Below are 26,685 nucleotides of genomic sequence, written 5' to 3'. Positions count from 1 at the left end.
TTCTGCTTCAGGCGTGGAACCTCGACGTGGATATCGATTCTGTCGAGCATTGGACCGGAGATTCGCTGAAGATACTTTTGGATCATATGCGGAGTGCATGTACAGTTTTTGAGGTGGTCGTTGTAGAAGCCACAAGGGCATGGGTTCATAGCAGCTACGAGCATGAAGCTTGCCGGGTATGTCAGGGATGCCTGCGCTCTCGCTATGGTAACATGACCATCTTCTAGGGGCTGGCGCATTACTTCCAGCACGTCGCGTTTGAACTCGGGGAACTCATCCAGAAACAGCACTCCCCGATGCGCCAGGCTAACTTCACCCGGACGCGGATATGTTCCACCGCCGGTAAGCCCTGCGTTCGATATTGTGTGATGAGGTGAACGAAACGCCCGCTTGGTTATCAGCGCTTCGTTTGAACTCAACAGACCGCATACACTGTAGAGTTTGGTTACTTCCAGAGCCTCTTCCATATTCAGCGGGGGCAGGATAGTCGGAATACGACGTGCAAGCATTGTCTTGCCGCTGCCGGGTGGCCCGACCATAAGAATATTGTGACCGCCCGCCGCAGCAATTTCGAGTGCGCGTTTTACCGTCTCTTGACCCTTTACATCGCAAAAATCGACCTCGTAACTTGGTTCGTCAAGCGCATCGAACTCTTTTGGATCGAACATTGCAGGAAGCATATGACCCGGCTCGTTGAGGATTTGGACAACTTCAGTGAGGTTTGTTACAGGATAGACGTCGATTTCCTGGACAATAGCGGCTTCCTTGACATTATGCGCCGGGACCAGCATTCGCTTGATCTTCATCTCACGAGCACGCAGCGCAATGGGCAGAACTCCGCTGACATGCCTGACATTTCCATCGAGACTCAACTCGCCGACAATTATGCAGTCTCTTATGGAGTCCATCTCTATCTGTCCGCTTGCCGCCAGTATGCCGACTGCTATCGGCAGGTCGAATGAGGGACCTTCCTTCCTGACATCGGCGGGTGCGAGGTTGATCGTGATCCTACGCGCGGGGAACTCAAGGCCGCAGTTTTTGATTGCCGCACGCACACGCTCTATAGACTCGCGCACGGCTGCATCAGGCAGACCCACGATTGTGAAACTGGGTAGGGCAGGGGTTATGTCGACCTCCACCTCCACTAAATAAGCATCGATTCCGTTTACCGCACTCGACATTACCTGCGCAAGCATAGATCGGCTCTCCATATATTCCTAACTTTATTATATCTGTGGGCGACATACTCGTCAAATAATTGCTGAGGATGCAAGTGTAAATAAACCTGTGTCATTCCCAGCTTGACTGGGAATCCAGAAACCGGCAATCCGGCCAAAGGTGAGTGTCTGGATTCCCGCTTTTGCGAGAATGACATATGAGCGACATTTTAGTTTTGGGATGCCATCAGACCATCAAACCAAACTCTGAGCGCTATGGTGTGTCAAGAGCCAGTAATATCATTGCCAGCTTGCTTATGCGACTTGCCGTGACCGCCCATTCTGCGTCGGGATGTTTGTAGCGATATGTGTCCAGTGCCGTTGGCACAAGGATCATCGCTCCGACCCAACGTTCATTCCAGCCCAGAGCATCGGCCATGCCCTTGGTGTCGCGCTCGCTTGGACCTGTCTTTGTCAGCGCCGATGCGGCATAACCGACACTTAACCAGAAATTGAAAGCGGTTATTCCCTTCAAATATGGCTCGTCTTCATCGCTCAAATTCGGGTGTTTGATCAGTATCCATTCGTCGATGATATTTTGTGCGTTGAAACCGGCTGAGGCGGTGATATAATGCTCGCGGCGAGTCAGAGGTCTGCCTGGCTCTATGGTGAAAAACGGTATCGGTCCATAATTGACAGACTTCAGATAGGGGTCTGTCCCGAGTGAGTAATTGGCGATCACATGGCCGAGTTCATGTCCTGCAAAACCAACGAATGCTCCCTTGAAAAATTTTGACGCGCTGCCTGCCCACATGCCTTTTGGTCGTGATATGTCAGGCGCTGCTGTTTGCGCGGGATTATCTGCCATAACAAACTCTAAATCGGGTTTGTATTTGTATGAGAGGGTAGGGTGCAGTGAGCAGGTCTGCGATAACTCTGGTTTGTCTTGTATCGGTGTGGTTTCTATGGCCGTACTTTCAGGCGCACAGCAGGCACTCAGTGATAAGCATATTGCTGTAATTATATAAGTTGCTAAACTCATTTTCTTGCAGTCCTGATTGCTCGATTCTATACACTATGCTACAATGGCCTGGACACTCGAACGGAGGCCTACAGTGCACGACCATATCGGCGGTGTAAACTGGTTTTATGCATTCAGAGTTTTTTCGGCGCTTTTGCTGACCGTCGTGATGGGTGCGCACTCGTATTATAGGTATGTGCAGGAATCGGCTAAGGTGGTGTCGGCAAGAAAGCTGATGTATTGGCTGTATTCGGCAGTCTTCCTTGTGGCGAGCATTACCAACTTCGTTCTGCTTGTTCTATTACTTGCAACGGGCAGCTATGGAGGCTCGCCTTCGCATATTGGAGTGTTTACGCTGCTTCTTGTGTTCTCTTATATAGCGCTGCTTGTCGGAGCGCATAAGAACCCCTACAAATAGGCTTATTTCACGCGTCTTGCACAGCGATATCTGCCGGAGTAATATCCAGAGTTAAGAGAATCGACTCTTACTCCTCTACCGTATGTGGCTGCATGCACGAACTGCCCATTGCCTATATATATGCCCACGTGTGATATTCCACGCCGATATGTTTGGAAGAATACCAGGTCGCCGGATTTTAGACTATCGCGCGAAACGCCTGTGCCTAACCTGGACTGTGCAGCGGAAGAGTGGGGTAAAGAAATTCCATATTTCGCGAATACGTATCGTGTAAAGCCTGAGCAGTCGAAACCACCGCGGCTTGTGCCGCCTCGCACATATCTGGAACCCCTGCATGCCAGGGCGGTCTGGATAAGATTACTGTTTGCGGGAGCTGAGTTCGCGGTCTCTGTGGTGGTGTTTGCCGCAGTGCCCTCTCCTTTGGCTATCAATGGCCTGTAAACATATCCGCATGTCCCATTCGACAGCGCTATCTTAGCCCATGACCCCTTAATGGCAAGCACCTTGCCGGTCGTTCCGATTGGTAGGACTGTTATCTTTGCACTGCTCGTGCCGGGTCCTTTCCTAAGACACACATCGTTGGCTTTGGTGTGAACACTGTATCCACTTGCAGCCTTTGCGGAGTATGATTTGGCCGTTGGTGCAGAATATTTGGTGGGGATTCTAATTGTCTTGCCGAGTGCCAGAGTGGCATTCTCGCTGACACCGTTTGCTGCGGCGATTTTGCCGGGAGTGGTGTGGTATTTTTTTGCGATTGCCCAAAGGGTGTCGCCCTTTTTGACTTTATATGAAACCGAGCCTGCAAAAGCTGCGGTCGATGATAATACAAATACTATTGCGAGTAAGACGCTGCTTAGCCTTTTTTCCGTCAATACATCACGTCCCTTCGATGTTGATTGCCGGTGCCCACTTTCGTCTTCTCCGACGGCACGCGGTCGGAGGCGCTCGCATCTATGAGAACGCCCATCACCCTTTGTCGGGGTAATTGTAGCGAAGATGCAGGAAGCCTGTCAAGTACTATAAACCAGAATTGATAACTTTTTTTGACATGGTATCGACCCGGCTTTGACTTGAATTGTGGGTCACCTCTTAGTATAATAATGGTGTATGGGCAAGGTATGATTAGGGCTAGCCCGGTCATCACCCGGAAAAACAAGTATTTTTGCCGGGGAATGCCGGGAACTCGTGCTCGCTGCCCAGCGTATTTCAGTATAGGAAGAAAGGTGGAGGCCGCTTTGGTGGAACTTGCTGATACCGTCTCCGACACGACTCGGAGCGATGACAGGAGAGAGTTTGACGCGCTTGTCGAACGATATCATAAGCAGGCGTACAACATAGCATATAGAATGGCCGGCAATCATGCGGACGCGGAGGACCTGGTCCAGGATGCGTTTATCAGAGCATTCAGGTTTTTTGGGCAGTATCGACGGGAACTCCCATTCGACAGTTGGCTATATAAGATAATGTCCAACGTGTTTATTGATAAGCTTCGCAGGAGACCTAAGGCGGCGATACGATCACTCGACCAGCCGGTCGTGACTGCCGAGGGTGAAGTGGCGATGGATATCGCGGATACGTCGGACGGACCTGAAGATGCCGTTTTGTCCAGGGAGATGGACAGCCGGATTCAGGAGGCTCTGGATACTCTGCCTGAAGTGTTTCGCCTGACGGTGATTTACGCAGATATCGAAGGCCTTTCCTATGAAGAGATCGCGGAAGCTACCGATACAAATATCGGTACTGTCAGATCGCGATTGCATAGGGGCAGGAGGCTCCTGAGAAACAAATTAAAGGTATATGCTGGTCAGTTTTTGTAAGGTAGGTGGCAGGCTATGAATTGCAGACGAGTGGTGAGTTTGATGTCCGCTTATGTGGATGGTGAGCTTACGGGGGCGGAGATGCTTGAAATCAGAAGGCATCTGGGAGATTGCACGGATTGCACCGAAGAGTATGAATCGATAAGGCTGGTAAAGCAGATGCTGTTCAGGCTCGATGCCGTCAAGCCCAGGCAGGACCTTGCTGCTTCGATATTGACAACGCTTGATGCTGTCGAAGTGCCGCGATATCAGAAAATCATCAACTCTGTGGTCAATCTTATGCACCAGAAGCTGAGTCCGGTCGCTGCCGCTCTGGCAGTTTCGGGTTTTGCGCTCGTGATCATGTCGGCTGGTGGCGTAAACGATGTGAGCATGAAGTCCGGTCAGGAGATGGCTATGTCGCAATATGGAGCATATACATCCGGCGTCAAATACTCTCCGAATATATCCGCTAACTCGTATATCTTGACCGACCAGCCTCAGCCGCTTATTGTCAAAGACAATGTCAGCGAGCTTACACATTCCGATCTTAAATTTGCAAGCATCAGATAGCAGAGAGCTATGAGCTGTGAGTAACCAGATTGTCCGGGGTATTCTTGCCCCGGACAATACTCATTTTTATGGAACCACTTCGGAAGCTCACACGTCAAATCGGTCGTAAGATAAATCACCACTCGAACAGGAGGATCGACAAAATATGCGTACGGCGTTGAGTAAGGCGCTGAAGCAGCCCAGTATTGTGGTTGTATGTCTATTGAGCATTGCGCTCGGTTTTTCGCTTGCTGCAAACTATTATCATCATTCTCCATCCACCGCGATTGCCGCCACTAAAGATGCGGCTTTATCGGACTGGCGCACCGCTTTTGAAGATGTCGCCGATAAAGTCGGACCAAGTGTCGTTTATATCACCAGGGAAAAGACAGTCGAAGTGCGCGACCCGTTCTCCGGCTTTGATGACTTCTTCAACTTCGGTCCATTCAGCATGCCGCGGCAGTCTCAGCAGACCCAAAAACAGACGCAGGTTGCCAGCGGATCGGGCATCATTGTCCGCTCGGACGGATACATTCTCACCAACAGCCATGTCGTTGCCGATGCGGATAGAGTCACCGTCAAACTCCTGGACGGCCGTGAGTTCAAGGGCACAGTATTGCTCGATCCTCGCACGGACCTGGCTCTGGTCAAGATAGACGCAAAGGACCTTCCGGCAGCTCAGTTTGCCGACTCGGATAAGGTGAAAGTCGGTCAGTGGGCTATTGCCATGGGCGCTCCATTCAGACTCAGAAACACGATGACGGTCGGTGTCGTGAGCGCGATTCGCAAGGAAGTCGAAGGGTCCAATTCTCAGGAAGACCTTCCATATCCTGAAATAATTCAGACCGATGCGTCGATCAACCCTGGTAATTCCGGCGGTCCGCTGGTGGACCTTAATGGTAAGGTGATGGGGATCAACGGGGCTATTTATTCCACATCCGGCGGTAATGTCGGCATCGGGTTTGCAATACCGGTCAATACCGCAAAATTCGTAATGGCTCAACTTATCGAAAAGGGCAAAGTGGTCAGAGGATATCTGGGAGTGAGTATGAAAGATCTTACTCTCACACTATCCAAAAAGCTTGGGGTAAAAGAAGGCGTACTTGTGGAGGATGTTCAGAGTGATTCTCCAGCAGACAATGGCGGCATCAAGGTCAAGGATGTTATTACGAGCGTGGATGGTAAGCAGACCAAGAATGCGGCGGCGCTCAGACATGCAGTCGAGACTATAGCTCCAAACACGCCTGTTAAGGTGACCGTGGTCCGCGAAAAGGCAGAGAAAACGCTGACTGTGAAAGTCGGCGAAGTGCCTGATAAATTGAACGGCATATCGACATCCGACGAGGATTCGGTCAAGACAGGGCTTACAGTACAGCCTCTGACTCCCGATGTGGCGGAATCTATCGGCGTGGACAAAGACATTAAGGGCGTCGTTGTTCGCAAAGTGGAGCCGGGCACTCCCGCCGAGAGGGCAGGGTTTGCCGTCAAGGACGTCATCACTGAGATAGATGATGCTCCGATCACCAGTGTTGCGTCATTCGCAAAAGCTGTGAGCAAGCTCAAGAGCGGCGATACATCCATTGTTGTGGTGCAGCGCGGCGACCGCAATGTCATAATCGAAATGACAATGGACTAAACTGACCCGGATTATGCGCTTACCACATAATCCGGGTCTCTGAGAGCATTATTCACGTAATAGCTGGCAGGTTACGGATCAAAGCCCCGCAGTCCATAGACCGCGGGGCTTGTGGTCAGGCAGGGCGAGCCCCTTCTCGGGTTAGCTCTCTTGTGCATAATCCTGACTATGTTGCACCGGCTCTGAATATATCCTCTTCTTCGTCGCTTTCCTCATGGACCGCCGACATATATGCGTCAACACATTCCTGACTACAAAACGGCATGGCTACTGATCCTTCCTCAGGAACAGCTAATATCTGCTCTCCCTCAAGGATGGGTTTTCCGCAGTATGTACACTTATGTTTATAGCCCTCGGGTGATGTATCCTTGTCGATCAACGCAACTCGCCTCACTCAAATATCTGCACATAATTTGTATACCCTGTTGTGTAATTATGAAACATTTGAGTCTTGATGTCGGCAATGGGATGAAAAAGTGCATAAGCGCTGTTGACAATCAGCTATGCTGATAACATAATACTAGTACATAGTCGCATCATCGTTTGCTCGATATTGGGGATAGGATATTGGTTTCGCTGAGAAAAAAAGGGTTCACGCTGATCGAACTGCTGGTCGTCATTGCCATCATCGCCATTCTGGCGGCAATACTGTTTCCGGTCCTTACAAACGTGAAGGAAAAGGGCAGGGCGACAACATGTACCAGCAACTTGAGGCAGCTCACAATGGCCATATTTCAATATTGCGACGACAATAGCGGCATAATGCCGCCTGTTCACCCTGGAGGTCATTTTTCCCGAGATTGGGCCGGCTGCGTTGGAATTAATGGGGTTGATGTAAGACAAGCCCCTATTTGGAAATGGATACGAAACGAGAAAGTGTTTGCTTGTCCGTCCGGCAAAAAGCCTTTATCGTACGCAATGAATATGTTTATGGGCACTTACGATGTCAAGGGCGATATAAGATATAACCTGAAACTTGAGACGGAATGTGCGGGCAGAGCGCGCAATGTCATGCTGCTTATACATGACGGCAACCATGATGACGGATATTTTGCCATCGACAACAGCACCAACATTCCAGACAATATCCATTTGGGCGGCACTTGTCTATCATATTGCGACGGGCATGTCAAATGTGCTCCGAAGGCCGCGCTCAAGGCCGAGTGCGACAAGGGAGACTGGTACAGCCAAGCCTGGTGGGATTATCTGCGTAAGGGCTAGGAAGTGCGGTTTGTAGGGCTGTGCGCCTGCTATGATATCATTTTTTGTGCTTCTTGCCGGTGGAATTTCTAACCTCTTGCGCCAGCTCATATACGAATGAGGTGAGGTCGCGCTCCTGTTCTTTGAGGTTACGCACCTCCAGCAGGAGTACGTCTTTCATCTGTTGAAGGACCTTGCCCTGAGTATTTCGCAGTTCTTCGACCTCGGCGGTCAGTTCCTGGACCGACTCAACCAGCGATGCATTGGCCATGGCTTTGGCGGCGCGGGTAAGAGCCTGAGGATCTATCGCGGAGTCCTGCTCGAAGCGCCTTACCGACGATTCACTGAGCATGCGCCTGGGTTTGCCATCCGATCCCTGCACCAGGATCGAGTCGATCTCTCCACTCGATATGAGACGGTCCATGGCCTCATGGGAGAGGGCAAGACGGTTCATTATAATATCGCACTCAAGCGTGTAGTCTCCGACCCCGGCTCCTCCATCCACTTCGGGAAAGACGATCGACTCTGAATCATCTTCAGTTGCATCGGCGGTTTTTTCAGTCAGGCCATGCGCACGCCACTCGTCCCTCAGGCGGGCAATGCCCACAGGGACAACTTCGGACTCTGTATTTGTTTGCTGCTCCATCTCGGGAGCGTTGTTTTCGATGTCATTCATTGCAGTATATATTACTTTACTAATATAGGTCGGCATTCCTTCCAAACTCAGGCATAAATGCAAAATGTCCTCAAAAACGGGTATTAATGAAAGGGAACTAACAAATAAACACCCGGCGACAGGCAGGTTTTTGCCTCGGTTACGCGCAAGTGGCGACCGACTGGGAATATACCGTATTTAGAAACACTTCACACGCTCAAGACAGAATTGCAAACCGTTAAATATGTAACAATTGGTACCTATTGGACAGCAGCAGATTCAATAGTGAAATATCACTCGACAATAAGAAGATTTGGTTGACATCACTGTATGCGTTGCATATAATTGAAATGTGGTCTTGTTTTGTTTTAGAGACCCATTGTGAAAAATATCACGAGGTTCTGCCTCATAGTAAATGTGGTGCGGGCAATAGATGGGCGACGGTAGTATCAATTTTTCGCTCTCGCAGATTTGCGAGATGCTTGACGGGTCTATTATTTGCGGCATGGACAGAGCGCATGAGACGGTTTCCAGCGCATGCGGGTGCGATCTGATGAGCGATGTTCTTGCGTTCACTCGCTCGGGATCGGTGCTGCTGACGGGGCTCACCAATGCCCAGGTGGTAAGGACTGCCGAAATGCTGGACCTTAAGGGCATTGTTTTTGTCAGGGACAAAAGGCCGGATGAACATGCAGTCCGCATGGCTCAGGCTCTGGGGCTTGTCCTCATTCTTTCGCCGCATCCTTTATATGAAAGCTGCGGAAGACTGTATAAGGCAGGGCTTGCAGGCTGCAAGGAACGTCAAGAGTCGGATAGTATAAAGGTTTGAGAGTCTGAGGGTCTGAAGGTTTGATAGTTTGATTGTGCATACACAGCACTTGATTATCAAACGATCTCACCATCAAACCAAAACGCCTATGGATCATAACGCTATTGACAGTACAACCTCATTGCACTTTGTATTTGAGGTGCAGGGAGGCGATTTTAATAAGGCGGGGGATGCTTCAAGCAAGGTAAAGAAAATCCTCCAACAGATAGGCTCGGATTCCACTGTCGTCCGTAGAGTTGCGGTCGCCTGCTATGAAGCCGAGATGAACGTTGTGATACATGCTCATCACGGGTTCGTGACTCTGGATGCGGACATAAATCAGGTAATTATCGTCGTGGAGGATGAAGGTCCGGGCATCGAAGACATAGAAATGGCCATGACTCCGGGTTACTCGACTGCACCGGACTATGTCAGAGAGATGGGTTTCGGTGCTGGTATGGGGCTGCCGAATATGAAGAATTGTGCCTCACAGATGGAGATCAAATCTCGCAGAGGCATAGGAACTACGGTCCGCATGGTATTTGAAAATGCTTAAGGTCAAAAATCAGCAGTATTTCCACTCCGTCCACCTGATGGAGGACAAGTGCAAAGGATGTGTGAACTGCATCAAGCGATGCCCGACCGAGGCTATCCGCGTGCGCGACGGCAAAGCTCACATCATTGAGGAGCGCTGCATAGACTGCGGTGAATGCGTGCGAATCTGTCCTAACCAGGCGAAAATTGTTGTGGCAGACACCCTGGAAAACCTCAAGGCATATAAATACAACGTTGCGCTGCCTGCTCCGGCAATATATGGGCAGTTTCGCGAAGGCATCGATCCGCGTCATGTAATGGCGGCTCTGCTTGCGATTGGGTTCGATGATGTTGTGGACGTGGCGTTTGCAGCAGACCTTGTGGGTAAGAAAATTCGCGAGGCAATCAGTGCACCCAGTGAAATCAGACCTTTCATATCTTCCGCGTGCCCGGCGGTCGTCAGGCTGATCCAGGTGAGATTTCCGAACCTGGTCGAGCATATACTGCCTGTGCTTTCACCCATGCGTGCAGCAGCCAATATTGCTCGAAATCATGTTACCGAGAAGATGGGACTTGATCCCAAGGATGTGGGTGTTTGGTTTATCAGCCCATGTCCCGGCAAGGTCAGTGCCGTCAACGAACCTGCAGGGACCGAGGATAACACCATATCCGGCGCGATCCCAATTGCTGAAGTATATCCGCTCATTCGAGAAAAACTCAACCATAACCAAGAAGAATTGGATCAGATTGTTGCTGATCTTAAGCCGGGAAGCGGGCTTGGACTTGGATGGGCGCGCTCGGGCGGCGAAAATCAGTCAATAGGCGGCTCACGGCAGATTGCGGTGGATGGAATACACAGTGTGATCCAAATTTTGGAAGATGTCGAACGAGGCAAACTTTCCGACATCGACTACATCGAGGCTCAGGCCTGTGTGGGCGGATGTGTCGGAGGCGTGCTAACTGTAGAGAACTCATTTATTACCCGGCGGCGGGTGCGGATACTTGCGACCGATAATGCGGGCAGGCTCGACGGTGTTCTTTGTGACGAAATGGCCTGTGAGGCTCTCGATAATGAAGACTGGTTCCGTCACGATAGACCCATAGAGCCGAGGCCGACATTGAAGCTCGATGATGACATGGCTGTGGCGATCCGCAAGATGGAGCAGATGGAGAGAATTGTCGAAGATTTGCCGGGGTTGGACTGCGGAAGCTGCGGCGCTCCGAACTGTCGTGCACTCGCCGAAGATGTGGTCAGGGGTCTGGCAAACGAAATGGACTGCGTGTTCAAGCTCAGAGAACGGGTGGCACAGCTTGCGGGAGAGATGATGGAACTGGCTGAAAAAGCCCCTCCGGCGATGGGGCATGTAGAGAAGAAGGCGGAGATAGAGAATGCTATTGGAGAACATAGCGCAAAAACTAAACCTGATACCGAGAAATGAAGCCAGTGCAAATGTGGAGGTGACCTCCGGTTACGCTTCCGACCTGCTCAGTGATGTCCTCGCAAAGGCGAAAAACGGCGCGATATGGGTCACAAATCAGAAGCATATCAATGTCATCGGTGTCGCAGTAATGCTGAACCTGGCGGGTGTGGTGATTGCCGGAGGAGTCGAGCCTGAACCCAGCACAATCACAAAAGCAAAAGTGGAAAACGTTTCTTTATATACTACCGATATGTCGCTCTACGAACTGGTAGGCAAGCTCAACGAGATGGGCATACGGAGCTGCTGATGTGCGCAGTGCACAACAAATAACTCATAACTCGAAACGCATAAAGGCATATCAGGCCGATCTGCATATACATACTCTGCTCTCGCCGTGCGGTGAGCTGGAGATGATACCGCCGCTTATCATTGAGGCGGCAAAGGCGGCCAGACTGGACATTATAGGCATCGCCGATCACAATTCGTGCGAAAACGCAGGGGCTGTAATCGAAGCGGCAAAAAGCAGCGGGATCAGAGTAATGCCGGGTCTGGAAGTGCAGTCGGTGGAGGGTGTGCACTTGCTGTGTCTGTTTGACCTGGTGGATCAGGCAGAGGCGATGCAGGCGGTTGTATACGAGAGCCTGGTCAATATGGCAGGCAATTATTTATTTTCCGAGCAGCAGTTTGTGGTCGACTCGGAGGGCGAGTTCATCAGGCATTGCAACAAGCATATCGCCCTGCCGACCACAATGGACATAGACGAGGTTTATCAGAGAGTGAGCAGTATAGGCGGGATAATGATCCCATCGCACATTGACAGAAAATCAACCGGCATGATCGACGTTCTGGCTATGATTCCCGACTCACCGGATTTCGATGCGCTCGAGATCAGCATCAACATGACGCCGGACCAGGCGCGGTGTGCTTTCCCCAGTGTGGGTGATAAACCCATTATTCAAAACTCGGATGCGCACTGGCTGGATGCGATAGGCCAGAGGCGGACTATATTGCATCTGGAACATCGAAATGTGGGCGAGATAAGAATGGCGTGCAGGGGTGAGCATGGCAGGAGGGTGGAGAATGCGTGAGCTTTCAATGCACATCCTTGACCTGGCTCAAAACTCCATTGCAGCGGGCGCCACCAGGCTTGATATTGAAGTTGCTGCAGATACAAAGGCTGATAAACTCACAATCTCGCTCAAGGATAACGGCCGCGGGATGGATGCAGATTTCCTGGCGAGGGTGCGTGACCCGTTCACTACTACTCGCACGACCCGAAGAGTGGGGCTTGGCATCCCCATGTTTGAGGAGGCGGCCAAGTCGTGTGACGGCAGTCTGTCGATAGATTCAGTTCCGGGTGTCGGTACAAAAATTGAAGCGGTTTTCAGACTCAGTCATATTGACCGCGCGCCTTTGGGGGATATGGCATCGACCGTTGTGAGCATAGTGGCGGTCAATCCTGATCTGCATTTGAGATATACGCAGAGTATGGATAATGAGGTTTTTTTGCTGGATACGGATGATGTGAAAGCCGAACTCGACGGTGTGCCTATAAATGAGGGCGCTGTGCTCAGATGGCTGAGCGAATATATACAGAAAAATTATCAATACCAAATCTAAAGTATAAAATCTCTACGGGCAGGAATGCCCGCGAAGAGAGGTCAAGGGCAAGAATCCCCCCGACCATCGACATCAGGGACGTTATGAGTCTATGGATGTGATCGTTAAGAAGAAAACATGGACTATCAAGCGGATATTAATGACTGTTGTGTTGGTAATAGTCACCGCTTTTGTTATGTATATCATTCTCGGACTAAGCACGTTTGCTTATTTGACACATTCATATAATGCGCTGTGTCCTGGTATGACACGCATTCAGGTGAAAAGTGTATTACGTGGGTTTAGCGAATCACAAAGCTCGACTGAAGAATTGAGCAAATGCGGCAGGGGTGTTGTAAAAGACTCAGATAGTCGGGTTTACAGATACGATTTGTTTGGATTCAAATGGCTTGACGGACCGATTTATGTAATCTTTGACAAGAGAGGCCGTATGGACTTTGCAATAGACGCATACGAATAAGTTTCAGCAAATAATCAATCCCAAATCTAAAATACTAAATCTTTGATCTTTGATCGGGCTGGATATCTGATCCAGCCCGGAAAAGAAGTTTACGATTTCAAATCGCATGATTCATTTCCGGTCGCGATCGGAAATCGCGCCCGAACATGAATAAGTTTCGGCGAATAATCAATATCAAATCTAAAATACTAAATCTATCAGGGGGTGAAACAATTTATGAAAACACTCGAAGATCTAAAGAAAGTGCGGGAGAAAGCTCTTGAGCAGATGAAACTGCGCGAGGGCAAGTTTTCTGCAAAGGTGGTCGTCGCAATGGGCACATGCGGAATAGCGGCGGGCGCTCGTGAAGTGATGACTGCCATACTGGATGAACTCGACAAACGCGGGATATCCGATGTGTCGGTCACACAGACCGGATGCAAAGGGCTGTGCGAGCAGGAGCCGACGGTCGATGTAATCAAGGACGGCAAGTCCGTGACATATGGTTATATCGATGCGGATAAAGCACGTCAGATCATCGCCCAGCATATCGTCAATGGCAGTATCATCGGCGACTGGGTCGTTTCAGCGAGCTAATTATCTGAATCTTGAAATCTGAATCATGGATTGCGGGCAGAGACGATTCATGATTCATAATTGCGCGAAGCGCTTAGGGGTGTATGAACGCTCTGAGGGGGCTTCAGAAACCCGTTAGGAATCGTGGCATGAACACTTTCGCGACTGCTCCGCGGTGTTGTTGTGTTCGCCACGAAGGGAACGAAAATGCTCCGCATTTTCGAAGGAGGTAAGAGGAAGTTGTCGACACACACTTGTGAATGTGAGGCCAAGGCAAAAGCCGCGCAAGAGGAAGAAGCCAGGCTTTACGAAGAACTGGATAAGATTATAGCCAAACATAAGGAAGTGAAGGGTCCACTGATCCAGACCCTGCATGCCGCTCAGGAGCTTTTTGGCTGGCTGCCTGAAAAGGTTCAGGCGCGCATCGCCAAGGGACTGGATGTGCCCTTGAGTGAGGTGCACGGCGTGCTCAGTTTTTATTCATTCTTTACCACGGTCCCACGGGGCAAGCATACGATCAGGGTATGCCTCGGGACTGCATGCTATGTCCGCGGTGGAAAGCAGGTCCTCGAAAAGTTCGAGCACGAACTCGGCATAAAGGTCAATAATACCACAGAGGACAGGGAGTTCTCCCTTGAAGTGAACCGATGCGTGGGCGCTTGCGGCCTCGCGCCGGTCGTTACGGTAGGCCCGGATATCTATCGCCGCGTCAAAGTGGACAAGATTCCGGAGATCATCAAGAAGTACAGGGGGAGCTAACAGATGGCTGATCAGTTTTATAGGACTCATGTGCTTGTCTGCGCGGGCGCGGGATGCGTCTCGTGCGGATGCAAGGATGTGGCCGAGGCTATGCGCAGCGAGATCGAAAGCCATGGCCTTGCCGATGAAGTAAAACTCGTAATGACCGGCTGCATGGGGTCATGCAACCTCGGTCCGGTCGCAGCAATTTTACCCGACGGCACTTTTTATGAAAAACTCACTCCTGAGGGCGCAAAGCGGATAGTCGAGGAGCATTTGCTCAAAGGCCGCCCTGTCGAGGACCTTATGCACAAAGAGGGCGAGGGCGAATCCGTCTTGCCCAGGATGCAGGATGTGCCTTTCTTCAAGAGGCAGCTCAAGATCGTCCTGCGCAACTGCGGCATTATCGACCCGGGCAATATTGAGGAGTATATAGCCCGCGATGGCTATTCAGCCCTAGCCAAAGCCCTTGGTGAGATGACACCCGAGCAGGTTATCGACCAGGTCAAGAAATCAGGATTGCGCGGACGCGGCGGCGGCGGCTTCCCGACTGGTCTCAAGTGGGAGTTTACCGCAAAGGCAACGGGCGATCAGAAATACGTATTGTGCAACGCCGACGAGGGTGACCCGGGCGCATTCATGGACCGCAGCGTCCTTGAGGGCGACCCGCATTCGGTTATAGAAGCTATGACGATTGCAGGCTATGCGGTCGGCGCGAATCAGGGTTATGTCTATGTCCGTGCCGAGTATCCTCTGGCTATCGAGAGACTCCAGACAGCTATCAACCAGGCCAGAGAGTGGGGGTTCCTCTCAAAGAACATTATGGGCACCGGTTTCGGGTTCGATTTGGACATCAGGATCGGCGCGGGAGCGTTCGTCTGCGGTGAAGAGACAGCCCTCATGGCGAGTATCGAGGGTAAGCGCGGCGAGCCAAGGCCGAGACCGCCGTTCCCGGCGATATCCGGCCTCTGGGAGTGCCCGACGCTGCTTAATAACGTCGAGAGCTACGCCAACATCACATGGATCATCCAAAATGGAGCAGATGCCTTCGCTGCAATCGGCACTGAGGGCAGCAAGGGAACTAAAGTATTCGCGCTGGCAGGCGCTATCAATAACTCAGGTCTTGTCGAAGTCCCGATGGGGACCACACTGGGCGATATCATATTCGATATCGGCGGCGGTGTGCGCAACGGCAAGAAATTCAAGGCCGCTCAAGCCGGTGGACCTTCGGGCGGGTGTATTCCCAAGGAGCATCTCAACGTCCCGATGGACTATGACTCGCTCAAGGAACTGGGCGCGATGATGGGGTCGGGCGGTCTCATCATTATGGACGAAAACACATGTATGGTGGACCTTGCCCGCTATTTCCTCGACTTTATTCAGGACGAGAGCTGCGGCAAATGCACCCCATGCCGGGTTGGGACCAAGCGTATGCTTGAAATTTTGACCCGGATCGCCCATGGGCTGGGTCAGGATGGCGATATAGAGCTGCTGATAGACCTGGGAACACAGATACGCGACTCAGCGCTCTGTGGTCTGGGCCAGACGGCTCCGAACCCGGTCCTGTCGACCATCCGCTATTTCCGCCATGAGTATGAAGCTCATATCAAAGACAAGCGCTGCCCTGCATGTGTATGCAACTCGCTCTTTGATGCGCCGTGTTCGCATACATGCCCTGCCGGGACGCATGTTCCGCAGTATGTCGCTTTGATCGGTGCTCGCAGGTTTACCGATGCCCTGCGTTTGATCCGCGACAAGAACCCGTTCACATCGGTCTGTGGGCGTGTATGCAATGCGCCTTGCGAGGACAAGTGCAGGCGCGCTCAGATTGACGAGCCTCTCTCGATCCGTGCTCTAAAGCGATTTGCAGCCGACTCCGCAGAAAACGGCAATCTGCCTCTTCCGTCGAAGAGACTCTCAAGGGTCGCAGGTAAGAAAGTCGCCGTCATCGGCGGCGGACCCGCGGGTCTCACGGCGGCGTATCACCTCGCAAGGATGGGTCATGTTCCCACTGTATTCGAGGCTGACCCTGTCGCAGGAGGCATGCTTGCAAGCTGCATCCCGCCGTACAGGCTTCCGCGTGAAGTCCTTGCCGGTGAGATCGATATGATCAAGCAGCTCGGCGTTGAGATCAAGCTAAATACGCGCATCGGCAAAGATATTCCATTCGAGAAGATCAAGAATGACTACGACGCCGTATTCATTGCTGTCGGCGCAGACAAAGGTTGGACACTCGGCATTCCGGGCGAGAGCCTGAACGGCATATATGATTCGATCACGTTCCTCAAGGATGTGAACCTGGGCAGGAATACGATCAAGGTCGGCGAGAAGGTTGCAGTGGTCGGCGGTGGCAATGCCGCAATCGATGCTGCGCGCACTGCCCATCGTCTCGGAGCGAAGAAAGTGACAATCGTCTACCGCAGACTGCGTGACGATATGCCCGCGGCCGAGGAAGAGATTCATGAAGCTGAGGTCGAAGGGATCGAGATCAAGTATCTCTCGCTCCCGGTCGAGGCTGTCGGTGAGGGCGGTAAGGTCAAGACTCTCAAGTGCCAAATGCTGGAGCTTGCAGACTTCGACAAGTCAGGACGCCGCGCTCCCAAGCCTATCGACGGGGCAATCTTCGATCTGCCGGTCGATACGGTCATCACTGCTATCAGCCAGGAGCCTGACGTCAAATTCGCAGGAGAAGACCTCAAGACCAAGCGTGGAGGCACTGTCCAGATCGAGGAGTCGACTATGAAGACAAACCTCGATGGTGTATTCGCGGGTGGCGATGTCGTGAAGGGTCCGTGGACTGTGATCGGCGCTATCGGTGACGGCATCAAAGCTGCAATCTCAATCGACCGATACCTGGGCGGCTATGGCGAGCTTGCCTCGGATGCTGAGGATATTGAGATTCCGAAAGCTCCAGAGGATGTGGACGATATAGTCGAGACTCCGCGCGTGTGCTGCAATATGCTCGCTGTGGAGAAGCGCGTGGGTATGACCGAGGTCGATTTGGGCTTTACCAGAGAACAGGCGCTCCGCGAGGCCGCCAGGTGTCTGAGGTGCGATGCAGGGACATAGCAAATGGGAGGGCGAGGCTCCTGCCGAGCCGCTGTCGAAGGCAGCGTAACTCCCTCTCCTGGGGGAGAGCAAAGAATCCTCTCCCTAGCGGGAAAGGATCGGGTGAGGGCGCAGTCCTTCGCACATAGCTTTTAGTTCCGAACGAAAGAGGAAACCTATGGAAAACATCAAAGTAACCGTTGATAACATAACAGTGGAAGTCCCCAAAGGCAGCACAGCTCTGGATGCTGCGCGCGCCGCGGGGATATATATTCCGACACTCTGCCATATGGACGGCCACAAGGCTCTTGGCGCATGCCGGGTGTGCTTGGTAGAGGTCGAGGGCGGACGAGGTCTGCAGGCAAGCTGCGCGTTTCCCGTGGCCGACGGTATGGTCGTGCATACCAACACCAGGCGCGTCCATGACGCGCGCAGGACTGTGGTCGAACTGATGCTCTCTGCGCACAGGCAGGAGTGTCTGACATGCGTTCGCAGTCTCAACTGCGAACTGCAAGCCCTGGCCAAGCGTATGGGCATTCAGGAGAACCGCTTCGAGGGCGAAATGCCGCCTGTGCTGGTTGACACCAGTTCCCCGAGCATTGTCCGCGACTCTAGCAAGTGCATTCTATGCCGCAGGTGCGTTACTGTCTGCAATGAGGTGCAGAGTGTGGGGCAGCTATTCCCTGTCGAGCGGGGGTTCGAGACTGTGATTGCTCCCGCCGCAAAGAAGAACCTGGGCGATGTGGCTTGCGTGGCATGCGGGCAGTGTATCAGCATATGTCCGGTGGGCGCTCTGCGTGAGAAGAGTCATATTGAGCGCGTATGGGATGCCATTAATGACCCGGAGAAGTATGTCATCGTGCAGACAGCTCCTGCCGTTCGAGCCGCGATTGGTGAAGAGTTCGGTATGCCTGCAGGGAGCCTGGTCACAAAGAAGATGGTGGCGGGTCTGCGCAGACTTGGGTTCGACAAAGTCTTTGATACGGACTTCACCGCCGACCTTACGATCCTTGAAGAAGGCAACGAACTTCTCCAGCGCCTTAAGACGGGCGGCGTGCTCCCGATGATTACGTCATGCTCGCCGGGCTGGATCAACTTCATCGAGCACTTCTACCCCGAACTGCTGCCGCATCTATCGAGCTGCAAGAGCCCGCAGCAGATGTTCGGCGCTCTGGCAAAGACATATTATGCCGACAAGATCGGTGTCAAGCCAGAGAACATATATTGCGTCTCGATCATGCCGTGCACAGCCAAGAAACTGGAAGCCGGGCGCGATGAGATGTGCAGTGTCGATGATATTCCTGATGTGGATGCGGTCCTGACGACCCGCGAAGCCGCTCAGATGATGCGCGAGATGGGTGTGGACTTCCCGAACCTGCCCGATGAGCCGTTCGATGAGCCTCTGGGTATCTCCACGGGCGCGGCGGTCATATTCGGTGCGACAGGCGGCGTTATGGAAGCTGCTCTGCGCACTGTATATGAGGTGGTTACAGGCGAAACTCTCAAAGATGTGAACCTGACAGCCGTTCGCGGCCTGGAAGGTGTCAAGGAAGCCACCATTCCGCTTGTATGTGCCGAGGGCAAGGGTCAACTGGACGTAAAGGTTGCCGTAGCCAGTGGGCTTTCCAATGCCCGCAAGCTGATGGACCTGATTATGGAGGGCAAGGCCGACTATCACTTCATAGAGATCATGTGCTGCCCCGGCGGGTGTATCGGCGGAGGCGGCCAGCCTATTCCGACAAACGACGAGATCAGGCAGAAGCGGATCGAGGCCATATATCGTGAAGACGAGGGTCTGCCCGTGCGAAAGAGTCACGAGAACCCTGCCGTGATGGCGCTCTATAAGGAGTTCCTTGGCGAGCCGCTGGGCCATAAGTCGCACCAACTGCTTCACACGAAGTATACTTCCAGGTCTATCTGGCCGACGGATGTGCCTGTGGACGATATCGAAAAGGTCGAGTCCAAGAAGTAGTTTTGGTTTGATGGTTTGATAGTCTAATTGTTTAATGGCTTGATGACAGGGACAGGGTGTGTCCCGAAACTAAGGTATGAAACTATGTCATTCCCAGCTTGACTGGGAATCCAGAAACAGGCGCTTCAATGAAAACTTAGCGTCTGGATTCCCGCTTTCGCGGGAATGACAAGGTATCTCATATCTGCCAGCCTGGGTGGCGATTTCCGAATCGCCACCCAACTCCCTCTCCTGGGGGAGAGGGTTGCGGTGAGGGTGAAGCCTTTCGGAACCACTGAAACGCTGAAAATTATGAGACGCTGAACACAGTGAGTGTTCAATGACTCAGCGGCTCTGGAGAAGCGTCCATTTGGGAACAAATTCTCGATACACCGAAAAATATGGTGACAATGGTAGGAGAAGTATTTGCACGTATTACGCGACAAAATAACCCGACAGAATATAGCTCCGGTTTTGGTTAGTAGCGTACTTTTGCTTGGTGTCTGGATCAGCCTTATTTTGCATTTTCCAGGTGCAGGGAGGAAAAATCCTCCATTCCACAAGTTCGGCGGGTTCAATTTTGATGAGTGGTGGATAGGGTGGATAATTTACGGCGGCCAATTCTTAATAACCCTAATTTTATTGCGGAGTCGCTTTAGTTATAAACCGATACTGATTGTTGTGATTGTTGTTTTGGCAACATGTCTTCTTGTTCATATGACAACATTCTTGATCGCGCTTGAAAGACCGTCAATATAATTTTGAGTGATTATGAACTCATGATTTGAAATTCAGAATTTAGAAATTCTCATCTGTTCACCCAACGTTGAGGACCGAAGGCGAGCAGCAAATAATCAATCAAAAATAAACAATACTAAATTCTTCGGAGGAAAACTGTGGGTTGTGATTCGTGTGGATGCAGTTCGCTGATCGTAGAGATCATCGAAAAATATGACAGTGACAAACGTAATCTGATCCCACTGCTTCATGAGCTTCAGGACGAGTTAGGTTTCCTCTCGCCCGAGGTGATGGAGACAGTGGCGGAAAGGCTGGATGTGACCGTGGGCGATGTCCATGGCGTCGCCACGTTCTACAGCCTGTTCTACACCAAGCCGCACGGCAGGCACATTGTGCGCTTATGCGACTCGCCGCCATGCCACATCGAGGACAGTAAGCAGATTCGAGATGCCGTCACCGCGGAACTCGGTATAAAGCCGGGCGAGACCACGGAGGACGGCATTTTTACTTTCGAGACTGTGAGCTGCATGGGTCTGTGTGGTGTTGCGCCCGCGATGATGGTCAATGACGATGTCTACGGCAATCTCACGCCAGAGATGGTGCCGGGGATTCTGGCGAAATATGTTTCGGGAACAAGTTCCCGAAACACCGGAAACACCGGGGTCGGCGCAAAGGAGGGCAGATAAATGTCGTTCTATAGAGCACATGTTTTGGTAGACACGGGCACACCCGCCGTCCTCAAAGGCGCGATGGCCATAAAGACAGCGCTGGTCAATGAGATCAAGAAAAAGGGTCTGGATAAAGAGATCAAAGTGGTCGAGACGGGCGATCTGGGGCTTACAGGAGCCGGTCCGGCGCTGGTAATATATCCCGAGGGCGTGACCTATGCAAATGTTACTGCCCAAGATATCCCGGAGATCGTAGAGGAGCATCTGCTCAAGGGCAGGCAGGTCAAGCGATTGGTATATACGGGTCCATCGGCTGCAGTGGTCGACGGCAAAGCCAAACCGCGCGCTGGTGAGGTGAGGGTGGTCCTCAAGAATGTCGGTGTGATCGACCCGACCAGCATTGACGAATATATCGCGCATGGCGGCTATGACGGTCTTGCCAAGGCTCTTACGGGGATGAAACCCGAAGATGTGATAGCCCAGGTCAAAGCGTCTCAGCTCAAGGGTCGCGGCGGAGCGGGTTTCCCGACGGGACTGAAGTGGGAGTTTACCGCTAAGGCGACCGACAAGCACAAGGCCGTGATCTGCAATGCGGACGAGGGCGAGCCGGGCAACTTCAAGGATCGGCTGATACTCGAAGGCGACCCACATCAGGTAATCGAGGGAATGATCATCGCGGGCTACGCGGTGGGCGCCGGCGAGGGCTACATATATATTCGCGGCGAGTATCATCAGTCGGTTTCTCATACGGAGAAGGCTATCGCGGATGCCCGGGCTATGGGTATCCTCGGCAAGAATATCTTCGGGTCAGGGTTCGACTTCGATATCAAGATTTTCAAGGGTGCTGGAGCCTATATCTGTGGTGAAGAGACCGCTCTGCTGGAGTCTTTGGAAGGAAAACGCGGCGAGTCTCGGATGAAGCCGCCCTTCCCACCGACCTACGGCCTGATGGGCAGCCCGACTGTCATAAACAATGTCGAGACCCTGGCTACCGTTCCGCATATAGTCGCATTCGGCGCGGACTGGTATTGCACGCTTGGAACAGAGAAGACCAAGGGCACAAAGATATTCTCGCCATGCGGCGATGTGCTCTATCCCGGTGTGTATGAAGTGCAATTCGGGGTCACGCTGCGGGAGGTAATATACAACCTTGCGGGCGGTATCAAGAGCGGCAGGCGCTTTAAGGCTTGTCTGATGGGCGGACCAAGTGGTGTTGTGGTCGGTGAGGATGCGCTGGACAGGCGTCTTTGTGCTGAGGACCTTACGCCGGGTGCGGGAGCGCTGATCGTGCTCGATGAGAGCAGGTGCATCGTAGACCTCATGCAAAATGTCGCCGAGTTCTTCTATCACGAGAGCTGTGGGCAGTGCGTGCCGTGCCGCGAGGGAACAAAACGAATTCTTGAAATCCTGAACTGGTGGACATCCGGCGCGGGCAGTGAGGAAGACCTGAAACTGCTCGAATCGCTGGGCGACACTATGGCGGCTTCGTCGAAGTGCGGACTGGGGCAGTTTGCGGCTGTGGCGTTTAGGAGCAGTCTGCCTCTTTTTAGGGATGAATATCTGGCTCACGTGAGAGATAAAGTCTGCCCGGCAGGCGTCTGTGCGATGGATAAAGTTCTTGAGGAGGCGCAGGCCTGATTTAGTATTTACGCGTAATGCGGATTAGATTGAGCGTGAACAATGCCTTTTTCAGTCGGCGAAGGCCGACTTCGTGCTGTTGTAGCTGCGGTTTCAACCGCACGGCGAATAAATTCGCGGCTACAAAGGCACAAAGTCCCCCTACGGGGACTAAAACAATAGTTTAATCCGCATAATGCGTTAGTGTTTAGTATATTGTATTGATTATTGTCTCGAAGTGCCGACCTTAACTCCCTCTCCTGGGGGAGAGGGCAACTGATTTGGTACTTAATATATTGTATTGAGTATTGTGTTTTGACGTAAGATATCGCATCAATATGCAGAAATATCGTTTCAAGCTCAGTCATTCCGAGGAGGAACGACGAGGAATCTGCTTTGAACCATACTGAAACAATTCTTGTAAAGGTGATAAACTATGGCAATTAACCTTACGATAAACGGACAGAGTCTGATAGCCGAACCGGGCGATACCATCCTGACTGCTGCTCGCAAGGCAGGAATCTACATACCGACGCTCTGTTACCACTCCGACCTCATGCCCGACGGTGTGTGCCGGGTATGTTCGGTGGAGGTAAAGGGACAGAGAACACTGTGTGCTGCGTGCTGCTATCCGGTTTCCGACGGAATGGAAGTTCTGACGCATACGCCAAGGGTGCGTGAGGCGCGCAAAATGATCGTTGAACTCATGCTGGCGAACCATCCACAGGAGTGTCTGACATGCGCCAAAAGTGGAAAGTGTGAACTTCAGGCGCTTGCTAAAGAGTTCGGCATTCAGGATATACGTTTCAAGGGTGAGCGCAAGATTTGGGATAAGGATCAGTCGAGCCTGTCTGTGATCCGCGATCCTGAAAAGTGCATACTCTGCAACAGATGCGTGCGCACATGCGATGACATCCAAAGCGTGGCTGCACTGCATGCTGCCAATCGTGGATGGAATGCTGTGATAGTGCCGGGAATGGGCGATGAACTTGCGGATGTGGTCTGTGTGAACTGCGGCCAATGCATCAATCGCTGCCCGACCGGTGCTCTCAAGGGCAATGATCCCGCCGCCAAGATTTGGGAGGCGATTTATGACCCGACCAAGCATGTCCTCGTGCAGACAGCTCCTGCCGTTCGCGCTGCAATAGGTGAAGAGTTCGGCATGCCCGCCGGGAGCCGTGTAACTGGAAAGATGGTTACAGCTCTTAAGATGATGGGGTTCGACCGCGTTATGGACACGGACTTCACTGCCGATCTCACGATCATGGAAGAGGGCAGCGAGCTTATCGAGAGAATAAAGACGGGTGGGGTACTCCCGCAGCTTACGTCATGCTCGCCTGGGTGGATCAAGTTTATCGAATATTATTATCCAGAGTTGCTCCCGCATGTGTCGAGCTGCAAGAGTCCGCAGCAGATGTTCGGTGCCCTCGCGAAGACGTACTATGCCCAGAAGATGGGTATCGATCCGGCGAATATCGTCTCGGTTTCGATCATGCCGTGTGTCGCAAAGAAGTTCGAGTGCGAAAGGCCTGAGATGGCCGATTCGGGCTATCAGGACGTGGACTATGTCCTGACGACCCGTGAGGCAGCCGGTATGATGAAAGAGGCCGGTATAGATTTGCCTAACTTGGCTGACAGTGAATATGACGATCCGCTTGGAATGTCGACTGGCGCTGCGGTCATCTTCGGCAACACGGGCGGAGTCATGGAAGCTGCTCTAAGAACAGCCTATGAGCTAATTACGGGTCAGCCGGTTCCAGATATCAATATCGAAGCAGTGCGCGGAATGGAGGGTGTGCGGTCGGCAACTGTCATGGTCGGTGATCTGTCGGTGAAAGCTGCTGTTGCTCATGGTCTAGCCAATGCTCGCCAGGTCCTCGAAGGTATCAAAAATGGTGAGTTCAAGGACTATCACTTTATCGAGATCATGTGCTGTCCCGGCGGTTGCATAGGCGGCGGCGGTCAGCCTCAACCGACCTCAGAGGAAATTCGCAAGGCTCGTGTTAAGGCTATCTATGATGAAGACGAGTCTATGGCTATCCGTAAGAGTCATGAAAACCCGGCTGTTGTTAAATTATACGAGGAATTCTTAGACAAACCTCTATCACACAAGAGCCATGAGCTTTTGCATACTCACTACACCCCGCGGTCTTGCCGCACGGTCAAACAAGAGGCGAAAAAGCCGATAAAGGTGAAAGTTAAGTAATCGGAAGATATATTGAGTGTTATATGCTGGGAGGGGTCGTAAGGCTCCTCCCATTTTTGTGCCTAGCTTATGCCGAGTTGCAATTATACATAATATATTACAGGATATATATCTAGTTGACACATTTTTAATTGTGAAGTATAATTCGCCGAGTGCCGGCGGGCTCTAGTAGAGAACACTGGTCGGAAAAAGCGAGATTGTAATAGCAGTTGATTGGTTAGCGTACGGCCGAATATTTTCGTTTGGATTCGGTACACCCAAACGAAAAGCATCAAAAGGAGGCGATGCGGGATTTGAAATTTGCTTTAGCCCGGATTATGCGGGAAGCGCATAACCGGGGCTCCGAGAGCATTGTTCACGCCTCGTGAATAATGTGGGGATCGAAGTCAATCGTAGTGTTGCAAGCATTTTCTAATCTAAAGGAGAGAAGTCGTCAGATGAACAAGTTTAGAGCAATAGTACTACTGCTGGCTTTAGTCTTAATGTTGTCGGCTGTGTCGGCATATGCGGACGTGATTTTAGGCGTGCCGTTTCTTTATCAGTTCTGGAACGGCGGCGCATGCGGCAGTACTTCATGCGGACCCGCATCGCTAACCATGTGCTGCCGCTACATTTTCGGTCAGTGCGGTGCCCTCGGGACACCCTCGCCCCAGGATATGATAAATATCTGGAGTTATTTGGGCGGCAGTCTTGACGGCAACGATGCCGGCGGTACAAGCCTCGGCCAGTTGACCAGCGCCGCTCATAGTGTTTTCAGCATCGGCAATGCCTACCAGACCACTTCTTCCCTTGCGTCGGTCAAGAGTGAAATCGCTGCCGGAAAACCTGTATTAGTTCATGTATATGCCGGTTATTTGAGCAATCGCGGCTATTCCTATACCGGAGGCCATTACATTGCGGCGGTTGGCTATAATGACAATTACCTCATCTGCAACGATCCGGGAACATATCTCGGTGAGCACAAATACTACAGCAACGCCGACATGATCAACGCAATGAATGCGGTGGGATGTGGTGTAATCAAAGGTTTCTACAACCCCGTGCAGCCTCCTCCAGCTACGCCTAACCCCGGTGTAGGTCCACACATTCAGTATGTAGGATACGTTCAGGACATCGGTTGGCAAAATTGGACAATGGACGGCGGACTTGCTGGTACGGCAAACCAGAGCAAGCGATTGGAAGGGATATGTATGACCTCTCCAAACACTTCAGTTTATTACAGTTCGTATGTCGGAAACTACGGCTGGCAGGACTGGAAATATGACGGAGAACTATCCGGCACTACAGGTCTTGGGCAGAAGATAGAGGCCATACGGCTGACAGTCGGCGAGGGGTATTCGGTATACTACCAGGCTTACGTTCAGGACTACGGATGGCTGGGAGTTGTTTCTAATGGGACTGTTGCAGGAACAACCGGGCAGAATAAGCGTATGGAAGCATTCCAGGCTTGGATAATTGATCTAAGTAATCTGCCGGACTCTGCGCCCGATCCCGGGGCAGGAACGCATATACAATATGTGGCGCATGTTCAGAACTATGGATGGCAGGACTGGGTTCAGGACGGTTCGACTGCCGGCACGGTGGGGTTGTCAAAGGCAATTGAAGCTGTGTGTATGTCCTCGCCGAATACCACTGTTAATTACAGTGTCTATGTGGGAGAAGGCTTTGGCTGGCAAGGCTGGGTATCGGATGGAGCATTATCAGGTACTACCGGCATTAATAAGCCGGTGCAAGCTATAGTGATAACAGTCGGCGAGGGGTATTCGGTCAGCTACCAGGCGCATGTTCAGGACTACGGCTGGATGTCCGTTTATTCTGATGGCGGTGTAGCCGGAATTGCCGGCAAACGACTTGAGGCGCTTCGAGTTTGGATTACCCCGACTTAG

The 26,685-nt window shown here is 51.9% G+C and carries 25 protein-coding genes; 20 read left to right on the top strand and 5 right to left on the bottom strand.

All coding sequences use genetic code 11. The annotated features are described in order from the left end of the window. Nucleotides 1-1,196 (bottom strand): YifB family Mg chelatase-like AAA ATPase (locus tag LLG46_11870; GenBank protein MCE5323997.1); only part of this gene is annotated, 1,196 nt, incomplete at its 3' end. A 235-nt stretch (nt 1,197-1,431) separates the two neighbouring features. Beyond that, nucleotides 1,432-2,025 carry a hypothetical protein gene (locus LLG46_11865; GenBank protein MCE5323996.1) on the bottom strand — a complete coding sequence of 198 codons (594 nt, stop codon included), beginning with the start codon at nt 2,023-2,025 and terminating at the stop codon, nt 1,432-1,434. Between the two features lie 247 nt (nt 2,026-2,272). On the opposite strand from LLG46_11865, the gene LLG46_11860 reads away from it, so the two are divergent. Then, the gene (locus LLG46_11860) at nt 2,273-2,596 is read left to right on the top strand and encodes a hypothetical protein (protein ID MCE5323995.1); all 324 of its coding nucleotides are present in this window, start codon (nt 2,273-2,275) and stop codon (nt 2,594-2,596) included. Between the two features lie 2 nt (nt 2,597-2,598). Here LLG46_11860 and LLG46_11855 read toward each other — a convergent pair whose 3' ends face one another. Further along, entirely contained in the window at nt 2,599-3,468 is an 870-nt protein-coding gene (locus LLG46_11855) for an NlpC/P60 family protein (GenBank protein ID MCE5323994.1), read from the bottom strand. 366 nt (nt 3,469-3,834) lie between these two features. Between LLG46_11855 and LLG46_11850 the strand changes: the two genes are divergently transcribed. The 3 genes from LLG46_11850 (at nt 3,835) to LLG46_11840 (ending at nt 6,580) form a co-directional block, all read left to right on the top strand. After that, the gene (locus LLG46_11850) at nt 3,835-4,413 is read left to right on the top strand and encodes a sigma-70 family RNA polymerase sigma factor (protein ID MCE5323993.1); all 579 of its coding nucleotides are present in this window, start codon (nt 3,835-3,837) and stop codon (nt 4,411-4,413) included. A 15-nt stretch (nt 4,414-4,428) separates the two neighbouring features. After that, the gene (locus LLG46_11845; protein ID MCE5323992.1) at nt 4,429-4,965 is read left to right on the top strand and encodes a zf-HC2 domain-containing protein; all 537 of its coding nucleotides are present in this window, start codon (nt 4,429-4,431) and stop codon (nt 4,963-4,965) included. A 145-nt stretch (nt 4,966-5,110) separates the two neighbouring features. Continuing rightward, nucleotides 5,111-6,580: a Do family serine endopeptidase gene (locus LLG46_11840; protein MCE5323991.1), complete on the top strand. Its 1,470-nt coding sequence runs from the start codon at nt 5,111-5,113 to the stop codon at nt 6,578-6,580. Between the two features lie 166 nt (nt 6,581-6,746). Here the strand turns inward: LLG46_11840 and LLG46_11835 are convergent, their stop codons facing one another. Further along, the gene (locus tag LLG46_11835) at nt 6,747-6,974 is read right to left on the bottom strand and encodes a hypothetical protein (GenBank protein ID MCE5323990.1); all 228 of its coding nucleotides are present in this window, start codon (nt 6,972-6,974) and stop codon (nt 6,747-6,749) included. 173 nt (nt 6,975-7,147) lie between these two features. On the opposite strand from LLG46_11835, the gene LLG46_11830 reads away from it, so the two are divergent. Next, nucleotides 7,148-7,801 carry a prepilin-type N-terminal cleavage/methylation domain-containing protein gene (locus LLG46_11830; protein ID MCE5323989.1) on the top strand — a complete coding sequence of 218 codons (654 nt, stop codon included), beginning with the start codon at nt 7,148-7,150 and terminating at the stop codon, nt 7,799-7,801. 37 nt (nt 7,802-7,838) lie between these two features. On the opposite strand, the gene LLG46_11825 is transcribed toward LLG46_11830, so the two are convergent. Beyond that, nucleotides 7,839-8,492 carry a hypothetical protein gene (locus LLG46_11825; protein ID MCE5323988.1) on the bottom strand — a complete coding sequence of 218 codons (654 nt, stop codon included), beginning with the start codon at nt 8,490-8,492 and terminating at the stop codon, nt 7,839-7,841. 376 nt (nt 8,493-8,868) lie between these two features. Here LLG46_11825 and LLG46_11820 point away from each other — a divergent pair, with 376 nt between their 5' ends. From LLG46_11820 to LLG46_11750, 15 genes are all read left to right on the top strand, one after another. Beyond that, nucleotides 8,869-9,264 carry a hypothetical protein gene (locus LLG46_11820; GenBank protein ID MCE5323987.1) on the top strand — a complete coding sequence of 132 codons (396 nt, stop codon included), beginning with the start codon at nt 8,869-8,871 and terminating at the stop codon, nt 9,262-9,264. 121 nt (nt 9,265-9,385) lie between these two features. Continuing rightward, nucleotides 9,386-9,799 (top strand): ATP-binding protein, encoded by a 414-nt coding sequence (locus tag LLG46_11815; GenBank protein MCE5323986.1) that lies wholly within the window; start codon nt 9,386-9,388, stop codon nt 9,797-9,799. Further along, nucleotides 9,792-11,216, top strand: coding sequence for a 4Fe-4S dicluster domain-containing protein (locus tag LLG46_11810; GenBank protein ID MCE5323985.1), 1,425 nt, complete (start codon nt 9,792-9,794; stop codon nt 11,214-11,216). Before LLG46_11815 ends, LLG46_11810 begins: the two co-directional genes overlap by 8 nt. Next, a complete protein-coding gene (locus LLG46_11805; GenBank protein ID MCE5323984.1) occupies nt 11,173-11,505 on the top strand; it encodes a serine kinase in 333 nt (110 codons plus the stop codon). The genes LLG46_11810 and LLG46_11805 overlap by 44 nt, the downstream gene beginning before the upstream one ends. A 1-nt stretch (nt 11,506) precedes the next feature. Beyond that, entirely contained in the window at nt 11,507-12,286 is a 780-nt protein-coding gene (locus LLG46_11800) for a PHP domain-containing protein (protein ID MCE5323983.1), read from the top strand. Beyond that, nucleotides 12,279-12,818 carry an ATP-binding protein gene (locus LLG46_11795; GenBank protein MCE5323982.1) on the top strand — a complete coding sequence of 180 codons (540 nt, stop codon included), beginning with the start codon at nt 12,279-12,281 and terminating at the stop codon, nt 12,816-12,818. Before LLG46_11800 ends, LLG46_11795 begins: the two co-directional genes overlap by 8 nt. Nucleotides 12,819-12,909: 91 nt before the next feature. Further along, nucleotides 12,910-13,278, top strand: coding sequence for a hypothetical protein (locus LLG46_11790; GenBank protein ID MCE5323981.1), 369 nt, complete (start codon nt 12,910-12,912; stop codon nt 13,276-13,278). A gap of 216 nt (nt 13,279-13,494) precedes the next feature. Continuing rightward, the gene (locus tag LLG46_11785; GenBank protein ID MCE5323980.1) at nt 13,495-13,854 is read left to right on the top strand and encodes a (2Fe-2S) ferredoxin domain-containing protein; all 360 of its coding nucleotides are present in this window, start codon (nt 13,495-13,497) and stop codon (nt 13,852-13,854) included. Between the two features lie 219 nt (nt 13,855-14,073). Beyond that, nucleotides 14,074-14,592: an NAD(P)H-dependent oxidoreductase subunit E gene (locus LLG46_11780; protein MCE5323979.1), complete on the top strand. Its 519-nt coding sequence runs from the start codon at nt 14,074-14,076 to the stop codon at nt 14,590-14,592. A 3-nt stretch (nt 14,593-14,595) separates the two neighbouring features. Continuing rightward, nucleotides 14,596-17,640 (top strand): NADH-quinone oxidoreductase subunit NuoF, encoded by a 3,045-nt coding sequence (nuoF, locus tag LLG46_11775; protein ID MCE5323978.1) that lies wholly within the window; start codon nt 14,596-14,598, stop codon nt 17,638-17,640. 157 nt (nt 17,641-17,797) lie between these two features. Continuing rightward, on the top strand, nt 17,798-19,591 hold the full coding sequence (locus LLG46_11770) for a [FeFe] hydrogenase, group A (GenBank protein MCE5323977.1): 1,794 nt from the start codon (nt 17,798-17,800) through the stop codon (nt 19,589-19,591). Between the two features lie 875 nt (nt 19,592-20,466). Continuing rightward, nucleotides 20,467-20,994: an NADH-quinone oxidoreductase subunit NuoE gene (nuoE, locus tag LLG46_11765; GenBank protein MCE5323976.1), complete on the top strand. Its 528-nt coding sequence runs from the start codon at nt 20,467-20,469 to the stop codon at nt 20,992-20,994. Next, nucleotides 20,995-22,614, top strand: a complete 1,620-nt coding sequence (locus tag LLG46_11760; protein ID MCE5323975.1) for an SLBB domain-containing protein — start codon at nt 20,995-20,997, stop codon at nt 22,612-22,614. Nucleotides 22,615-23,029: 415 nt separating this feature from the next. Further along, the gene (locus tag LLG46_11755) at nt 23,030-24,799 is read left to right on the top strand and encodes a [FeFe] hydrogenase, group A (GenBank protein MCE5323974.1); all 1,770 of its coding nucleotides are present in this window, start codon (nt 23,030-23,032) and stop codon (nt 24,797-24,799) included. A gap of 437 nt (nt 24,800-25,236) precedes the next feature. After that, a complete protein-coding gene (locus LLG46_11750; GenBank protein ID MCE5323973.1) occupies nt 25,237-26,685 on the top strand; it encodes a C39 family peptidase in 1,449 nt (482 codons plus the stop codon).

This window comes from bacterium, assembly GCA_021371935.1.
Lineage (GTDB): Bacteria > Armatimonadota > UBA5829 > UBA5829 > UBA5829 > UBA5829.
This window is presented reverse-complemented; position numbering and strand designations above follow the sequence as displayed.